This window comes from Verrucosispora sp. FIM060022, assembly GCF_003977705.1.
Lineage (GTDB): Bacteria > Actinomycetota > Actinomycetes > Mycobacteriales > Micromonosporaceae > Micromonospora > Micromonospora gifhornensis.
In genome coordinates this window covers 113,497-130,785 of the sequence record NZ_RQIV01000008.1, presented here as the reverse complement: position 1 = coordinate 130,785, position 17,289 = coordinate 113,497, and the positions used below count along the sequence as shown (strand labels likewise).

14 protein-coding genes are annotated in these 17,289 nt (G+C 70.1%); 10 read left to right on the top strand and 4 right to left on the bottom strand.

Annotated features, from left to right (window positions below):
• Position 1: 1 nt before the first annotated feature.
• The 3 genes from secF to EG812_RS21155 all read left to right on the top strand — a co-directional run bounded on the left by secF (position 2) and on the right by EG812_RS21155 (position 4,513).
• Positions 2-1,198, top strand: a complete 1,197-nt coding sequence (gene secF / locus EG812_RS21165) for a protein translocase subunit SecF (RefSeq protein ID WP_126712553.1) — start codon at positions 2-4, stop codon at positions 1,196-1,198.
• A gap of 105 nt (positions 1,199-1,303) precedes the next feature.
• Complete coding sequence (locus EG812_RS21160) at positions 1,304-1,870, top strand: adenine phosphoribosyltransferase (protein WP_013732726.1); 567 nt, start codon at positions 1,304-1,306, stop codon at positions 1,868-1,870.
• Positions 1,871-2,065: 195 nt separating this feature from the next.
• Positions 2,066-4,513, top strand: a complete 2,448-nt coding sequence (locus tag EG812_RS21155) for a RelA/SpoT family protein (RefSeq protein ID WP_193386315.1) — start codon at positions 2,066-2,068, stop codon at positions 4,511-4,513.
• A 487-nt stretch (positions 4,514-5,000) separates the two neighbouring features.
• Here the strand turns inward: EG812_RS21155 and EG812_RS21150 are convergent, their stop codons facing one another.
• Positions 5,001-5,828 carry a peptidylprolyl isomerase gene (locus EG812_RS21150; RefSeq protein ID WP_013732728.1) on the bottom strand — a complete coding sequence of 276 codons (828 nt, stop codon included), beginning with the start codon at positions 5,826-5,828 and terminating at the stop codon, positions 5,001-5,003.
• 47 nt (positions 5,829-5,875) lie between these two features.
• Entirely contained in the window at positions 5,876-6,775 is a 900-nt protein-coding gene (locus EG812_RS21145) for a peptidylprolyl isomerase (protein WP_013732729.1), read from the bottom strand.
• Positions 6,776-7,021: 246 nt separating this feature from the next.
• Here EG812_RS21145 and EG812_RS21140 point away from each other — a divergent pair, with 246 nt between their 5' ends.
• Both EG812_RS21140 and hisS read left to right on the top strand, forming a co-directional pair.
• On the top strand, positions 7,022-7,741 hold the full coding sequence (locus EG812_RS21140) for an MBL fold metallo-hydrolase (RefSeq protein ID WP_013732730.1): 720 nt from the start codon (positions 7,022-7,024) through the stop codon (positions 7,739-7,741).
• A 54-nt stretch (positions 7,742-7,795) separates the two neighbouring features.
• Positions 7,796-9,124, top strand: coding sequence for a histidine--tRNA ligase (hisS, locus tag EG812_RS21135; RefSeq protein WP_126712552.1), 1,329 nt, complete (start codon positions 7,796-7,798; stop codon positions 9,122-9,124).
• 193 nt (positions 9,125-9,317) lie between these two features.
• Here hisS and EG812_RS21130 read toward each other — a convergent pair whose 3' ends face one another.
• Positions 9,318-9,836, bottom strand: a complete 519-nt coding sequence (locus EG812_RS21130) for a PaaI family thioesterase (protein ID WP_013732732.1) — start codon at positions 9,834-9,836, stop codon at positions 9,318-9,320.
• Between the two features lie 54 nt (positions 9,837-9,890).
• On the opposite strand from EG812_RS21130, the gene EG812_RS21125 reads away from it, so the two are divergent.
• Complete coding sequence (locus tag EG812_RS21125; protein WP_126712551.1) at positions 9,891-10,361, top strand: winged helix-turn-helix transcriptional regulator; 471 nt, start codon at positions 9,891-9,893, stop codon at positions 10,359-10,361.
• A gap of 197 nt (positions 10,362-10,558) precedes the next feature.
• On the opposite strand, the gene EG812_RS21120 is transcribed toward EG812_RS21125, so the two are convergent.
• A complete protein-coding gene (locus EG812_RS21120; protein ID WP_126712550.1) occupies positions 10,559-11,389 on the bottom strand; it encodes an SGNH/GDSL hydrolase family protein in 831 nt (276 codons plus the stop codon).
• A 249-nt stretch (positions 11,390-11,638) separates the two neighbouring features.
• Between EG812_RS21120 and EG812_RS21115 the strand changes: the two genes are divergently transcribed.
• The 4 genes from EG812_RS21115 (at position 11,639) to EG812_RS21100 (ending at position 17,154) form a co-directional block, all read left to right on the top strand.
• A complete protein-coding gene (locus EG812_RS21115) occupies positions 11,639-12,691 on the top strand; it encodes a S1 family peptidase (RefSeq protein ID WP_043720310.1) in 1,053 nt (350 codons plus the stop codon).
• A 302-nt stretch (positions 12,692-12,993) separates the two neighbouring features.
• Positions 12,994-14,799 (top strand): aspartate--tRNA ligase, encoded by a 1,806-nt coding sequence (aspS, locus tag EG812_RS21110; protein ID WP_126712549.1) that lies wholly within the window; start codon positions 12,994-12,996, stop codon positions 14,797-14,799.
• A gap of 123 nt (positions 14,800-14,922) precedes the next feature.
• On the top strand, positions 14,923-15,735 hold the full coding sequence (locus tag EG812_RS21105; RefSeq protein ID WP_126712548.1) for an SDR family oxidoreductase: 813 nt from the start codon (positions 14,923-14,925) through the stop codon (positions 15,733-15,735).
• 147 nt (positions 15,736-15,882) lie between these two features.
• A complete protein-coding gene (locus EG812_RS21100) occupies positions 15,883-17,154 on the top strand; it encodes an IS701 family transposase (protein ID WP_126712543.1) in 1,272 nt (423 codons plus the stop codon).
• The last annotated feature ends 135 nt before the right edge of the window (positions 17,155-17,289 follow it).

Here is a 17,289-nt window from a genome sequence, read left to right as displayed (position 1 = left end):
GATGGCTGCTGAGAACTCTCTGGCAAGCCGCCTCTACCGGGGCGAGGCCGGCCTCAACGTCGTCGGCCGGCGCAAGATGTGGTTCACCGCGGCGGCCGTGCTGGTGCTGATCGCGTTGGCCAGCATCCTCATCAAGGGGTTCAACCCGGGCATCGAGTTCGCCGGTGGCAACTCGTTCCAGATCCCCACCAGCGTCGGCACCATGCAGCAGGCCGAGGAGACCGCGGGCGAGTCGCTGAGCACCGCGGGTGCCCACGTGGTCACCGCCCAGCAGGTCGGCGGGGCCGGCGGCTCGTTCTACGAGCTGCGGACCACCCAGCTCGACCAGTCGCAGGCCGAGACCGTCCGGCTCGACATGGCCGAGCGGTTCGGCATCGACGCGAACGACATCAGCGCCAACCGGGTCAGCGAGGCCTGGGGTAGCCAGGTGACCAACCGGGCGCTGCTCGGTCTGGTCATCTTCATCGCCCTGGTCACGGTCTACCTGGTGCTGCGCTTCGAGTGGCAGATGGCGGTCGCGGCCATCTTCTCCCTGGTGATGAACCTGGTGCTCACCGCCGGCATCTACTCGATCGTCGGCTTCGAGGTCACTCCGTCGACGATCATCGGTTTCCTCACCATCCTGGGCTTCGCGCTCTATGACGTGGTGGTGGTCTTCGACAAGGTGCAGGAGAACGCCAGAGGCATCACGGCGAACAACAACCAGACCTACGGCGAGGCCGCCAACCTGGCGGTCAACCAGAGCCTGATGCGGTCGGTCAACACCTCGGTGGTGGCCCTGCTGCCGGTCGGCGGCATCCTCTTCATCGGTGCCGGTCTGCTCGGTGCGGGCACCCTGAAGGACCTGGGTCTGGTGCTGTTCGTCGGTATGGCCATGGCGTTCATCACCTCGATCACGCTGGCCACCCCGCTGCTGGTGGTGCTGAAGAACCGCGACCCGCGGATCCAGGCGCACAACAAGCGGGTGGAGGCCCGTCGGGCCAACCCGGTGCCGGCGAAGGAGGCCCGCACCAAAGCGGCCACGGCCGCCGCGGTCGACCAGGACGACGAGGAGCCGGTGCCGGCGGAGGCCGGTGCGGCTCTGGCCGGTGCGGCGGCCCCGAAGGTGGGGGCCCGGCCGGCGGGCAAGCGCTCCGGCGGCGCCCGCGGTGGGCGGCCCGGCGGCGGCAACCGCCCGGGCGGCGGAAAGCGACGCTGAGCGACACCGGGGCCACCCGGTAGGAACTCATCCGGCGGCGTCCGGCATGCTGTGCGAGCAGCGTGCCGGACGCCGCCGTCGTCGTGGAAGGGGAGCGGAGCTACCGTGACGGAGACCCACAGCAGCGGGGTACGGGGGGACAGCGGCCCGGATGTCGCTCGGCTGGTCGCCAGCCGGGTGCTCGACGTGCCCGACTTCCCCAAGCCTGGCGTCATGTTCAAGGACCTCATGCCGTTGTTCGCCGACGGTGCCGCCTTCCGTGACGTGATCGACGGGATCGTCGCGTACCACGGGCGGGAGTCCTTCGACACCGTGGTCGGCATCGAGGCGCGGGGCTTCGTCGTCGCCGCCGCCATCGCGTACGCCACCGGGGTCGGTGTGGTGCCGGTCCGCAAGGCCGGCAAGCTGCCCCGACCCGCGTACGCCGCCTCCTACGCCCTGGAATACGGCGAGGCCACCCTGGAGGTGCACCAGGACGCCTTCACCGCCGGACACCGGGTCCTGGTGGTGGACGACGTCCTGGCCACCGGAGGCACCGCCGCGGCGACGCTGGACCTGGTCGAGCGCGCCGGTGGCACCGTGACCGGGTTCACCGTGCTGCTGGAGTTGGCCTTCCTCAAGGGGCGGGAGCGGCTGGCGCCACGCGACGTCCATGCCCTGTTGACCGTTTGAGCGCCGACCGCCACCGGACGAGGCGGCACGGTACGTCCGGCGGAGCGGCAGGGCACTGTCGGTGCGGGTAGCATTGCCCATTGCTGAGCGGACGGTGAGCCGTCCGAGCGGCACGAGACCAGGCCGGCCGGCGCACGGTCGGTTCGTTTCCGGCGAGCGGTGAGGAGGCCGGTGTCCCACGATGTCGCCCCTCCGGTGGAGGGCACGGTGCATCCGACAGGCGACGCGGACGGCTCGGTGAACCGCAACAGCGCCGCTGCGGCGCCGGGCGGCGGGCCGGGTACGGCGCTACCCACCGGCGATGTGGCCCGTACGGGTGCCGGTGCCAACATCACACCCGTCGAGGCCGCCGCTGATTCCCCGCCGAGCAGTAGCTTCGCGTTGTCCCACGCGCCCACCGGGCGCCGGGTCCGGGCGCGGCTGGCCCGATTCAACGCGCCCTGGCAGTCCTCGCAGGTCAGCGAGGTGCTGGAGCCGCTGATCTCGTCACACCGGGAGAATCACCCCAAGGCTGACGCGCGGCTGTTGCAGCGGGCCTTCGACACGGCGGCGCGCTGGCACTCCGGCCAGTACCGCAAGTCCGGTGACCCGTACATCACCCATCCGCTCGCGGTGGCGACCATCCTCGCCAACCTGGGCATGGACACCACCACGCTGGTCGCCGCGCTGCTGCACGACACCATCGAGGACACCGAGTACACCCTCGACCAGATGCGGACGGACTTCGGTGGCGAGGTCGCCCTGCTTGTCGACGGCGTCACCAAGCTGGACAAGGTCAAGCTCGGGGACGCGGCGAAGGCGGAGACCATCCGGAAGATGGTCGTCGCCATGGCCAAGGACCCTCGGGTCCTGGTGATCAAGCTGGCCGACCGGCTGCACAACATGCGTACGCTGACCTTCCTGCCCCGGCCCAAGCAGGAGCAGAAGGCCAAGGAGACCCTGGAGATCCTCGCCCCACTGGCGCACCGTCTCGGTATGAACACCATCAAGTGGGAGCTGGAGGATCTGGCCTTCGGCACGCTGTTCCCGAAGCGGTTCGAGGAGATCAACCGGCTGATCGGGGAGCACCAGCCGCAGCGGGAGGCGTTGCTGCGGCAGGTGACGCAGAAGGTGCAGACCGACCTGAAGGCCGCCAAGATCAAGGCGGAGACCACCGGTCGGCCGAAGCACCTGTACTCGATCTACCAGAAGATGATCGTGCGGGGTCGGGACTTCAATGACATCTACGACCTGGTGGGTGTGCGGATCCTGGTCGACACGGTGCGGGACTGCTACGCGGCGTTGGGTGTGATCCACGCGAACTGGCAGCCGGTGCCGGGCCGGTTCAAGGACTACATCGCGATGCCCAAGTTCAACATGTACCAGTCGTTGCACACCACGGTGATCGGGCCGACCGGCAAGCCGGTGGAGATGCAGATCCGCACGTACGCGATGCACCGTACGGCGGAGTTCGGCATCGCGGCGCACTGGAAGTACAAGGAGCACAAGGGCACTCAGATCGTCGGTCCGCCAGCGCACATCGACGAGATGACCTGGCTGCGGCAGTTGCTGGACTGGCAGCGGGAGGCCGCCGACCCGAGCGAGTTCCTGGACGCGTTGCGGTTCGACCTGTCCAGCCAGGAGGTGTACGTCTTCACCCCCAAGGGTGACGTCATTCCGCTGCCGACCGGGTCGACGCCTGTGGACTTCGCGTACGCGGTGCACACCGAGGTCGGGCACAAGTGCATCGGGGCGCGGGTCAACGGCAAGCTGGTGCCGTTGGAGTCGACGCTGTCCAACGGCGACGTGATCGAGATCTTCACCTCGAAGTCCGACACGGCCGGCCCGACGCAGGACTGGCTCGGCTTCGTCAAGAGTCCTCGGGCGCGGACGAAGATCCGGCAGTACTTCAACAAGGAGCGCCGCGAGGAGGCGATCGAGGAGGGCAAGGACGCGATCGTCAAGGCGATGCGTAAGCAGGGCATGCCTCTGCAGCGGATGCTCACCTCCGACAACCTGATGGCGATCGCCCGGGACCTGCACCTGGCCGACGTGGCGTCGCTGTACGCGGCGGTCGGTGACAGTCAGGTCTCCGCCCAGTCGGTGGTGCAGAAGCTGATGGCCACCTACGGCGGCGAGGAGGGCGCGGCCGAGGACATCGCCGAGACCGCCGTGGCCACCCGGCCGCCGCGCAGCCGGGTCTCCAGCCACGACCCCGGCGTGGTCGTACGCGGCGTCAGCGACGTCTGGATCAAACTGGCCCGCTGCTGCACCCCGGTACCCCCGGACTCGGTCTTCGGCTTCGTGACCCGCTCCGGCGGCGTCAGCGTGCACCGCGACGACTGCGCCAACGCCGAGGACCTGCGCGCCCAGGGCGAACGGGTGGTCGAGGTGAGTTGGAAGCTCACCTCCGCCTCGACCTTCCTGGTCGCCATCCAGGTGGAGGCCCTCGACCGGCACAAACTGCTCGCCGACGTCACCCGGGTGCTCTCCGAAGAGCGGGTCAACATCCTCTCCGCCACCGTCACCACCACCCGCGACCGGGTGGCGGTCAGCCGGTTCAGCTTCGAGATGGCCGACCCGAAACACCTGGGGCACCTGCTCGCCGCCGTCCGCAAGGTAGACGGCGTCTTCGACGCCTACCGCGTAACCTCCGGCTCCTAACCCCACCCCTCGCCGCGCCCCCAACCCCGCGGCAAAGCTCGCACACGCGGGCCCGTGCAGCGGCATACCCCTGCCCAGGGGTGCCCTACACGGGGATGCCCTGCGTGGGCCGTGCCGTGCGTGGGCCGTGCCGCGCGGGCCGTGCACGGGAACCTGCCCCGGGGGCCTGCACGCGCGGCCCCTTCATGCGTTGATCTTGCACTTTCGGTCGCCGAATACCGGGATAAATGCCGTGTAACGGCGACACAAAGTGCAAGATCCACGCGTACGTGTGTTGCGCGTTGCCTGAGGGGTCTACGCCCGCGGGCCTTGTGCGCGGCGATCTTGCAGTTTGGTCGTCACATATCGGGATGAACTGCGCATAAAGGCGACATGAAGTGCAAGATCGCGGGTGTGCGGGTGTGCGGGTGTGCGGGTGTGCGGGGGTGCAATGTTGAAGGGGCCCGCCGGGGTAGCCGGCGGGCCCTTCAACGTGCGGTGGAGGAGGTCAGCTCATCGTCAGGTCGGTGATGACGACTTCCTTCTTGGGGTGGCCGCCACCGGCCTGCTGGGCGAAGGCACCGTCGTCGCCCGCCTTGGCGACGTCCTCGACGATGTCCATGCCGTCGGTGATGGTGCCGAGCACGGTGTAGTTCGGGTCCAGCGGCGAGTCGCCGTAGACGATGAAGAACTGGCTGCCGCTGCTGGCCGGCTGGCCGGAGTTGGCCATCGCGATGACGCCCGCGGGGTACGGCGGACGCTTGTCGGTCGGCAGGTTCTCCTCGGCCATCCGGTAGCTCGGGCCGCCGGTGCCGTCGCTGTCCCGCCAGCCCTTGCCGGTGGCGCTCGGGTCGCCGCACTGGAGCACCTTGATGCCCTCGGTCACCAGGCGGTGGCACTTGGTGTTGTCGAAGAAGTTCTGCTCGGCCAGGTGGATGAAGCTGCCTGCGGTGCAGGGCACCGCCGAGCGGTCGATCCGGGCGGTGATCGGACCGAGGTTGGTGGTGATCGTCATGGTCTGGATGCCGACCTTGCTCTGCTCGACGGGCGGCAGACCGACGTCCTTGGTCGTCGGGCTCCGCTCGCCGTTGGGCAGCTCGACCCAGTCACACTGCACCGTGTCCGCGCTCTGGGCGGTGGTGTCGGTGCCGCTGTCGTCGCCGATCAGGCTGCTGGCCAGCCAGACCGTACCGGCGACCACCAGCAGCAGGACCACGCCGCCGCCCACGACCGCCTGCGTCTGGCGGCGCTTGCGGGCCCGGGCCGCCCGCTCGGCCATCTCCTTCTCGAGCCGGGCGCGGGCCGCCGCGCGCTGCCGCTCTCTGGTGGACGTCACGCTCGATCCTCCTGGACTGTCTGTGGATGCCGCTGGCCCGTGGCGGGTCAGCCGGCGTTCGGGCTGGCCTCGGTCGAGCCGGAGACCGCCGGGCTCGGCGTACCCGTGGGGTCGGCCGGCGATGCCGGATCGAGCACCGGCTCACCGACGGTCAGGCTCTGGATGACCACGTCGTTCTCCGGCTTGACCTTCTGCCCAGCCTCATTGTCCACGGTCGGCAGGGCACCGATCTTCTCCACCACGTCGAGGCCCCCGGTGACCCGACCGATGATCGGGTACGCCGGCTCGTGGCTGATGGAGTCCTTGAAGAAGATCAGGAACTGGCTGCTGTTGGCACCCGGCGGGCTCGAGATCATCGCCACCGTGCCCTTGGGGTACGTCGGCGGCTCGGTCGCCGGGGCCGGGCTGCTCTCCGGTGCGGTCGGCACGTTCTCGCTGTAGAACGAGTACGCCGGGCCGCCGAGTCCGGTGCCGCTCGGGTCACCGCAGCGCACCGCGCCGTCGGCCGTGATCTCGTGGCAGTTGGTGTTGTCGTAGAACGACTGGCTCGCCAGGTGAGCGATGCTCGCGGCGGCGCACGGCGCCTTCGCGAGATCCAACTCGATGCTGATCGGCGCGCCCTGGTTGGTGGTCACCGTCATGGGCCGTGTGCCGGTGGTCGGCAGCCCGGTGGTGGCCGGCTCGCCCACGTCCTTGAGGTTGCTGTTGCCCTCGGTGTTCTGCGGGGTCCAGAGGCAGACCTCGGGGGCCGCAGTGTCCTCGGTCGGTTCCCGGTCGAACGCACCCAGCGCCCAGGCCGAGCCCGCCACGACAAGGACGAGGATCAGGGCGGTACCGACCCCGGCACGAATCTGCCGACGTCGTCTGAGGGCGGCGGCCCGACGAGCCATTTGCCGGTCGAGCTTGGCCCGCGCCAGTTTGCGCTGCCGGTCCCTGCTGGAAGCCACCCGTGCTCCCCTTCCTCTACCCTGTTCGTCAAGCCGGTGGTTGCGCGTACCCGTCGGGCGGCAGGTGCGCCACGCCACACGCCCGCCAGAGTGTACGGGTACTGGCTGGAAAAGTCGTGTACGAGGTCTGTGCACAGGCTGATCGGGACATACCAGCGCCCGGTGAGGCTGGTGGGGCGGACGACGAAAACGTCGCGAGCTGCCGGTTAGGCTTCGACCGGACAGCACGACAGATGAGGAGCGGACGTGCTCGTAGCCGGCTTTCCCGCCGACGCCTTCGGTACCAACTGCTACGTGGTCGCCACCGGGCCGGGGGAACAGTGCGTGGTGGTCGACCCCGGCATCGGGGTGATCGACCGGCTCGACGCGCTGCTGGCCGAGCATCGCCTGCATCCGGCCGCGGTGCTGCTCACCCACGGCCACCTGGACCACACCTTCTCGGTGGCGCCGGTCTGCGGGGCGCGGGGGATCACCGCCTACGTGCACCCGGGGGACCGGGAGCTGCTGGCCGATCCGGCCAAGGCGCTGTCGATGGACCTGACCCAGCTGTTCGGCGGGCGGCTGCCGTACGCCGAACCGGAGGACGTGGCCGAGCTGTCCGACGGTGCGACGCTCACCCTCGCCGGGTTGGAGATCACCGTCGACCACGCGCCCGGCCATACCGGCGGGTCGGTGCTGTTCCGACTGCCCGGCGCCGGTTCGCCGTGGGAGGCCGATCAGGTCTGCCTCTCCGGTGACGTGCTGTTCGCCGGCTCGATCGGCCGTACCGACCTGCCGGGCGGCAGTATGCCGACGATGCTGACCAGCCTGCGGGACAAGATCCTGCCGCTGGCCGACGACACCGTCGTACTTCCTGGCCACGGCCCCGCGACCACCATCGGCCGCGAGCGCGCCACCAACCCGTACCTCGCCGAGGTGGCCGGGATGGGCGGCGGGCGACCGGCGGCCTCCACCCGCGGCCTGTAGCGGCCGCTCCCACGCTCACCCGCGCGGACCGTGCGGGTTTCCGAACGGAGCATCATGAGCAAGCCCACGCCCATCTCCGGCTTTCCGGAGTGGACGCCCGCCCAGCGGATGATCGAGCAGTACGTCCTGGACCGGATCCGGTCGACCTTCGAGTTGTACGGCTTCGCCCCGCTGGAGACCCGCGCGGTCGAGCCGTTGGACCAGCTGCTGCGCAAGGGGGAGACCTCCAAGGAGGTCTACGTGATCCGTCGGCTGCACGGGGACCCGGAGGGCCCGTCCGGCGACGACACCCTCGGCCTGCACTTCGACCTGACCGTGCCGTTCGCCCGCTACGTGCTGGAGAACGCCGGCAAGCTGAACTTCCCGTTCCGTCGCTACCAGATCCAGAAGGTGTGGCGCGGTGAGCGCCCGCAGGAGGGTCGCTACCGGGAGTTCCTCCAGGCCGACATCGACATCGTCGACCGGGACACCCTCGCGCCGCACTATGAGGCGGAGATGCCGCTGGTCATCGGCGACGCGCTGCGGTCGCTGCCGATCCCGCCGGTACGCATTCAGGTCAACAACCGCAAGATCTGCGAGGGTTTCTACCGGGGTGTCGGGCTGACCGACCCGGAGGCGGCGCTGCGCGCGGTCGACAAGCTCGACAAGATCGGCCCGGCCGGGGTGACGGAGCTGCTGGCGACCACGGCCGGGGCGAGCGATGCGCAGGCCAAGGCGGTGCTGGCGTTGGCCGAGATCTCCGCGCCGGACCCGTCTTTCGCCGACGCGGTGCGTGGGCTGGGGGTCAGCGATCCGCTGTTGGACGAGGGCGTCGAGGAGTTGGTCCGGGTGGTGGAGACCGCCGCCGCGCACTCGCCCGGCCTCTGCGTGGCCGACCTGCGCATCGCCCGGGGCCTGGACTACTACACCGGCACCGTCTACGAGACCCAGATGATCGGGTACGAGCGCTTCGGCTCGGTCTGCTCCGGCGGCCGGTACGACAACCTGGCCAGCGCCGGTAACGTCCGCTTTCCCGGGGTGGGCATCTCCATCGGGGTGACCCGGCTGCTCGGCCTGCTCTTCGGCGCGGACGCGCTGTCGGTGTCACGGTCGGTGCCGACCTGCGTGCTGGTCGCCGTGACCAGCGAGGAGCAGCGCGCGGCCAGCAACCGGGTCGCCGAGGCGCTGCGCTCGCGGGGCATCCCCACCGAGGTCTCGCCGAGCGCGGCGAAGTTCGGCAAGCAGATCCGGTACGCCGAGCGGCGCGGCATCCCGTACGTCTGGTTCCCCGGCACCGACGGCGCGCCCGACGAGGTCAAGGACATCCGCTCCGGCGACCAGGTCGCCGCCGCAGCAGGGGAGTGGACCCCGCCCCAGGCCGACCTCAAGCCGCTGGTCGGCTGAGCGGGCCGGCACCGAGCCGGTGCCGGCGCGGTCCCGCTGCAGCCCGGACCGCCTGTCTGCCGGCCGACCCGAACTCGGCCGTCTACCGGGCCTGGTTGTGCTCGTACCCCGGTGAAGCCCCGGGCGTGGTCGTTGCTGGCTCTGGCGACGATCACGCCCGGGGCGGCTCGTGTGCCGCCCGGTGCTGGCTGCGTCAGGCGGCGGGAGGCTCCAGGGGCAGCAGGAGGCAACTGGACGTGGCGTGGGCGACGAGACGGTCCCGCCCGTCGGTCAGCCGGGCCTCGGCCAGGGCGGTACGACGGCCCTGTTGCAGCACCGTCCCCTCGCAGCGCAGCGTGCCGGAGTTCACGGTCACCGGGCGGAGGAACTTCACGTTCAGGTCGAGTGTGGTGTAGCCGATGCCGGCCGGCAGGGTGCTGTGTACGGCGCAGGCGGCGGCGGTGTCCAGCAGCGTCGAGATGACGCCGCCGTGCACCGTGCCGAGGGGGTTGTAGTGGAACTCCTGCGGCTGCAATTCGACCACCACCCGTCCCTCTTCGGCGGTCATGCTGGCCATGTCGATCAGGTGCATCACCGGAGGGGCGGCCAGTTCGCCGGCGACCATGGCGCGGAGCAGGTCCAGGCCGCTGCGCCGGCCGATCTGCGCGGCGTTGATGCTCGGGTCGGACCACGAGAAGGTGCGGCTGCGCGTCGCATCCTGCGTCTGCGTCATGGACTCAGCCTGGCAGCGGTTGCTGAGTCTGTCAACGAGACCTAGCCTGGTGGGATGAGACCCGCCGCGTTGGACTGGTCGGTGGACAACTGCACGGTCGCCCGCGCCATGGAGATCCTCGGCGAGAAGTGGACCCTGGTGGTGCTGCGTGAGGTGTTCAACGGGGTCCGCCGCTTCGACGACATGCGGGTGCGGACGGGGATTCCCCGGCAGGTGCTGACCAACCGGCTGGCCGGCCTGGTCGAGCAGGGCGTGCTACGCCGCGAGCCGTACCGGGAGCCGGGCAGCCGGATCCGCCACGAGTACCGCCTCACCCCCAAGGGCTTCGACCTGTGGCCGGTGCTGGTCGCCGTCCTGGCCTGGGGTGACCGCTACCTCGCCGACCCGGAGGGGTCGCCGCTGAGCGTCGGCCACCGCGACTGTGGCGCCGAGGTGCAGGTGGAACTCCACTGCACCGCAGGCCACCCCGTCACCGACCCCCGCGACCTCATCCCCCGCCCCGGCCCCGGCGCCCACCCCCGCTAGCCTCCCCACCCCGCAGACTCCCGCCCCGTGCCCGGGCTCCCGCCCCGTGCCCGTCGATCTTGCACTTTCGGTCGCGCTTTCGGGGCTTTTGCTCAGGTTCGCACCGACAGAAAGTGCAAGATCGCGGGGAGGGTACGGGCGCGGGGCGGGGGCGGGGGCGGGGGCGGGGGGAGGGGGAGGGGAAGAGAGGGGGAGGGCTACCAGGGGTAGCCGGCGGGGTAGGAGATGGTGGCCAGGGCTTGTTGGCCGGTGGTGTTGGGGTGGAAGTAGTCCCAGGTGGAGAGCTGGGCGAGGGTGAAGGGGTAGCTGAAGACGGCGTTGTTGTCGTACCGGCAGTTTGCGCCGTATGCGGCACAGGCCGCGGCTAGTTGGGCGTTGAAGTCGACCACCCGTTGGCGGACCCGGTTGCGGCGGTCGACGTCGGCCTGGGCGGTGGAGGTCGGGTTGGCCAGGATGGACTGGCAGATGCCAAAGAGCGACCAGGCCGTACGCGCGCTGCTGCTGTCCTTGCCGACCGACCAGAGTCGGTGCACGTCCGGGATGCTGATCACGTAGATCTTGGCGTTCGGCAGGCCGGACTTGAGTCGGGTCAGCGCGGAGTCGATGTTCGCCCGGAAGGTGGCCGTCGAGGTCATCGTCGACTCCGAGCTGGTGCAGGCGTCGTTGGCGCCGATCAGGATGGTCACGTAGCCGACGCCCTGGCTGACCGCGGTGCCGGCCTGGCCGTACAGGTCGGCTGACTTGGCCCCGGTGCGGGCGGCGTTGTGGTTGCGGCCGTTGATGGCCGAGTTGACTCGGCGGATTCGCAGGTAGTGGCTGTTCACGGTGGTGTCGTCGCCGGTGCTGAACGAGCGGCCGGTGCAGTCGACGTACCACCCGCAGGCGTTGAAGCCGCGGGTGATCGAGTCGCCGAGGCTGGCCATCGAGTTCGGTGGTGGGCCGGGGTCGGCGACGGCGGGGCTGGTGGCGAACAGGACGAGGGCGGTGACGCCGGCGAGGGTGGCCAGCGCGCGTCGGACGAGGGTCATGGTGGCCTCCGGTTCACGGTTGCCGGGTGGCGGCGCGGTGACCAGAGCGTATAGACGACTGTCTGTATCCACAATGTTGCAGACGGGTTACCTCGGTCGAACGGTGAAAGTGGGGGCAAAGGGTGGCCTTGTCAATGATCTTAAATATGTGAATACTTGCCTTCGCTTGGCCGTTTCCCCAGGTGGCCGAGTTTTGCCCTGCCCTGTCGACGTGACAGGGCCCTCCAACCCCCTCCGGGAGGCTGTTACATGCGACCCACAAGGTCAATGCTGCGCCGCGCCGTCACCGTCGCCGCGGCCGGAACCCTCGTCGCTGGCGTACTGGCCGGCACCCCCGCCCAGGCGGCCCCCGCGTCCGCCACGCCTGACTCCGCTGCGGCTCTCGCCGAGCGGCTCGGCGCCCGCGCCGCCGGCGCGTACGCCGATGCGGCCGGCAAGATGGTCGTGGCGGTGACCGACAGCCTCGCCGCCCGCCAGGTGGCGTCGGCCGGCGCCACCCCGAAGCTGGTCAAGCGTGGTGCGGCGGAGCTGAACCGGGCCACCGCCGAACTGGACCGCTCCGCGGCCATCCCGGGCACCGCCTGGTGGGTCGACCCGGCCACCAACCAGGTCGTCGTCTCCGTCGACAGCACGGTGACCGGCGCCAAGCTGGAGCGCGTCAAGGCCGCCGCGGCGCGGACCAACGGCGCGGTACGCATCGAGGCCGAGGCCGGTGTGCTGAGCACCCGCATCTCCGGTGGCGAGGCCATCTACGCGCAGGGCGGCGGGCGTTGCTCGCTCGGCTTCAACGTGCGGGCCGGCAGCACGTACTACTTCATCACCGCGGGGCACTGCACCAACATCGCGGCGAACTGGTACAGCAACTCCAGCCAGACCTCGCTGCTGGGTTCGCGTACCGGCAGCGTCTTCCCGGGTAGCGACTACGGCATCGTCCGGTACAGCAACCAGAGCGTGGTGCAGCCGGGCAACGTCTCCCTCTACAACGGCACCTTCCGCGACATCACCGCCTCCGGCAACGCCTACGTCGGCCAGTCCGCGCAGCGCTCCGGCAGCACCACCGGCGTACGCAGCGGCTCGGTGACCGCCCTCAACGCCACGGTCAACTACGCCGAGGGTCAGGTCCGCGGCCTGATCCGGACCAACATCTGCGCCCAGCCCGGTGACAGCGGGGGCTCGCTGTTCAGCGGCACCATCGCGCTCGGCCTGACCTCTGGCGGCAGCGGCAACTGCAGCATCGGCGGCACCACCTACTTCCAGCCGGTCGGGCCGGTGCTGAGCCGCTACGGCGTCAGCGTCTACTGATCCGTTCGCACCACTGACCCTCCTCACCGCAGCGGGCCGCCGGATTCCTCCTCCGGCGGCCCGCCCGCATGCGTGCCGACGTTCACGCGCCGACGCATGTCGATCTGGTGGGCCGCCCGCGTGTGCGCGGGCACCAGGTAGCGGAGCACCTCGATCCGGTGCGCGCTGACTGTTAAAAGGGGGCCCCTTTACTACCTGAGGCGTTAACAAGGTGCCCTTCCTTGCACCCGGCAAACGGCGGCGGGGGCGTGCTGCGAGAATGCCGGGAACAGATGTAGAGCTTCACGAGGGAGACGCACGCCGTGATCCGTACCCATGACGCCGGCAGCCTGCGCGCGACGGACGCCGGCACCACGGTGACGCTCGCCGGGTGGGTGGCCCGCCGGCGCGACCACGGCGGTGTCATCTTCGTCGACCTGCGCGACGGCTCCGGCGTGGTCCAGGTGGTCTTCCGCGAGGAGGACGCGCACGCGCTGCGCAACGAGTACTGCGTCAAGGTCGTCGGTGAGGTGACCCGACGCCCCGAGGGCAACGAGAACCCGGAGCTGCCCACCGGCGAGATCGAGGTGACCGCGTCCGAGCTGGACGTGCTCTCCGAGGCGGCGCCGCTGCCGCTGCCGGTCGACGACCAGGTGGTCGCCGGCGACGACATCCGGCTCAAGTACCGCTACCTCGACCTGCGCCGCAGCGGCCCGGCCAAGGCGATGCGGCTGCGCTCGCGGGCCAACCAGCTGGCCCGCACCGTGCTGCACGAGCGGGACTTCCTGGAGATCGAGACCCCGACGTTGACCCGGTCCACCCCGGAGGGTGCCCGCGACTTCCTGGTCCCGGTGCGCCTGCAGCCCGGCAGCTGGTACGCCCTGCCGCAGTCGCCGCAGCTGTTCAAGCAGCTGCTGATGGTCGGCGGCATGGAGCGGTACTACCAGATCGCCCGCTGCTACCGCGACGAGGACTTCCGGGCCGACCGGCAGCCGGAGTTCACCCAGCTGGACATCGAGATGTCCTTCGTCACCGAGGATGACGTGATCGACCTCGGTGAGGCGATCGTCGCCTCCCTCTGGTCCGACCTGGCCGGGTACGAGATCCCCCGCCCGATCCCGCGGATCACCTGGCACGACGCGATGGCGCGGTACGGCTCGGACAAGCCCGACCTGCGCTACGGCGTCGAGCTGACCGAGCTGACCGACTACCTGCGCGGCACCCAGTTCCGGGTCTTCGCCGGCGCGATCGACGCCGGGGGGTACGTCGGCGCGGTGGTCATGCCCGGTGGTGCCAGCCAGACCCGCAAGGAGCTGGACGGCTGGCAGGACTGGGCCAAGGCGCGCGGCGCGAAGGGCCTGGCGTACGTGGTGCTCGACGCCGAGACCGGCGAGGCACGCGGCCCGGTGGCGAAGAACCTGTCGGCCGAGCACCTGAACGGGCTGGCCGACGCGGTCGGCGCCAAGCCCGGTGACGCGATCTTCTTCGCCGCCAGCGCCGAGACCCGGGAGGCGCAGGAGCTGCTCGGCGCGGCCCGGATCGAGATCGCCAAGCGGGCCGGCCTGATCGACGAGAGTGCCTGGGCGTTCTGCTGGGTGGTCGACGCGCCGATGTTCGAGAAGACCGACGAGGGTGGCTGGACGGCGGTGCACCACCCGTTCACCTCGCCGAACTCCGAGTGGGTGGACCGCTTCGAGGAGGCACCGGACCGGGCGCTGGCGTACGCGTACGACATCGTCTGCAACGGCAACGAGATCGGCGGCGGCTCGATCCGTATCCACCGGCGTGACGTGCAGCAGCGGGTCTTCGACCTGCTCGGCATCACGCCCGAGGAGGCGCAGGACAAGTTCGGCTTCCTGCTGGAGGCGTTCAACTACGGCCCGCCGCCGCACGGCGGCATCGCCTTCGGCTGGGACCGGGTCTGCATGCTGCTCGCCGGTGCCGACTCGATCCGCGAGGTGATCGCCTTCCCGAAGACCCGAGGCGGCTTCGACCCCCTCACCGGCGCCCCCACCCCCATCACCGCCCAGCAGCGCACCGAAGCCGGCGTCGACGCCAAGCCCAAGCCGACCCAGACCCCCCACCCCGGCACCGCCGGCCCCGCCGCCCCGGTAGCCGACCCCACCTGACCCACCCACCCTTGCTCGGCCCCCGCGGCCTCCTTGGCTTCCTGGTCGATCAAGAAGTTTGCGTCATGCTCTAGGCGCTTCGGCGACGCAACTTCTTGATCGACCAACCGGGGGAGGCTGAGGATGCGGGTTCTGGTGGTGGGGGGTAGCGGGTTCCTGGGGCGGGAGGTGTGTCGGCGGGGGGTCGGCGCGGGGTGGTCGGTGGTCGGGACGTGCCACTGCGGTGATGTGCGGGTGCCGGGGGTGGTGGTCCGGCGGCTGGACGTGACGGACCGGTCCGCGGTGCGTGCGCTGGTCGCGGACGTGCGCCCCGACGTCGTGGTCAACGCCTCCTACCGGTACGACGCCTGGGCGGTCACCGCCGACGGGGCGGCGCACGTGGCCGGGGCCGCTGCCGAGGTGGGTGCCCGGCTGGTGCACATGTCCAGCGACGCGCTGCACGCCGGGCGTCCCGAGGCGTACGCCGACGACGATCCACCCACCCCGGTCTTCCCGTACGGTGCGGCGAAGGCGGCCGCGGAGACGGTGGTACGGGCGCTCGACCCGTCTGCGGTGCTGGTGCGTACCTCGCTGATCGTGGGTGCGGGCAGCAAGCAGATCCAGCTCTGTCGCGACGCGTTGGCCGGTCGGGCCACGCTCTTCACCGACGAGCTGCGTTGCCCGATCGACGTCACCGACCTCGCCGCCGCCGTGGTGGAACTTGTCGACTCCGACTACGCCGGACCGCTGAACGTGGCCGGTCCGGAGGCGGTCAGCCGGGCCGAGTTGGGTCGGCTGGTGGCGCACCACGAGGAACTCGACGCGTCCGCCCTGAAGACCACGACCACGGTCGAGTACGGCCTGGTCCGTCCCACCACGATCCGCCTCGACACCACCCGCGCCACCACCCTGCTCCGCACCCGCCTACGCGGCATCACCGAACTCCTCACTCTCTAATACTCCAACGTCAGTTGGTTTCGGCGTTGGGCGTGGCGTGGGCATGAGGACGGCCACCGCGTTGATCATCGATGGTTTGTGAGGACAACCGAAGATCGTGCGGTGGCCGTGTGCCACAGCGTAGACCCCGCCGGGTGGCGGGTCATCATGGACGAGGCGGTGACGCGTGTCGCTGGCCGGTTCGTGCGAGCGGAGCCTCGTCGCAGCGCCGGGCAGTTCGTGGAAGGGCTGCTGTCGAGCGTGGAACGCAAGACCTGCTGGTCCCTCGCGGAGCGGGCGGGTCACGACGATCCGCAGGCGATGCAGCGGCTGCTGCGCACAGCGGTGTGGGACGCCGACGCCGTCCGCGACGACGTGCGGGACTGGCTGGTGGAGCAGCTCGGCCATCCCGATGGTGTGCTGGTCACTGACGAGACGGGGTTTCTGAAGAAGGGTGTGTGCTCGGTCGGGGTGCAGCGGCAGTACACGGGCACTGCCGGTCGTGTCGAGAACAGTCAGGTCGGGGTGTTCCTGGCCTACGTGACGCCTGCCGGGCGGGCGTTGATCGACCGTCGGCTCTACCTGCCGGAGGCGACCTGGTGCGATCGCCGCGACCGTCTCACCGCCGCCGGTGTCCCTGACCAGGTCGAGTTCGCCACGAAACCCGCCCTTGCCCGGCAGATGATCGCCGCCGCGCTCGACGCGGGTGTCCCGTTCAGATGGGTGACCGGCGACGAGGTCTACGGTGCCGACCCCAGCTTGCGCGCTGACCTCGAAGACCGCCGAATCGGCTACGTCCTGGCCGTCGGCTGCGACCGCCGCGTGCACGTCAATAACGGCCGCACCCTCGTGCGGGTCGACGACCTCGCCGACCGGATCCCCACTACCGAGTGGCAGCAGCACAGTTGCGGGCCCGGGGCCAAAGGCCCCCGCGACTACCTGTGGGCCTGGATCACCACCGCCACCCGGCGCGGTGAACATCGGTGGCTGCTCATCCGCCGCAACCGCAGCACCGGCGAGCTGGCCTTCTACCTGTGCTGGTCACCCCGCCCGGTGCCGCTGCACACCCTCGTGACCGTCGCCGGCTCCCGCTGGAGCATCGAGGAGCTGTTCCAGACCGGCAAAGGCCAGGTCGGACTGGACCACTACCAAGTCCGCGGTTGGACCGGCTGGCACCGATTCATCACCCTGGCCATGCTCGCCCTGGCCGTCCTGACCATCCTCACCGCCACCGCGCAACAACCCGACGCTGACCCCGAGATCATCGCGCTGACCATCGCCGAGATCCGCCGACTCCTCAACGCCTTCGTCCTCACCGCATCACTACCGCCACAACACACCCTGCACTGGTCGACCTGGCGACGAACATCCCAAGCCCGAGCCCGACGATCCCACTACCAGCGCAGACTCGGTCACGAAACCAGACGGAAGATCAAGTGACGTTGGAGTACTAACCCCACCCCGCCCGCCCGCGCCGATCTTGCTCTTTCTGTCGGGGCGAACCCGTGCAAAAGCCGCTAAAGGGCGACCATGAGTGCAAGATCGCGGGGCAAGGAGGGTGCACAGGGATTGTGC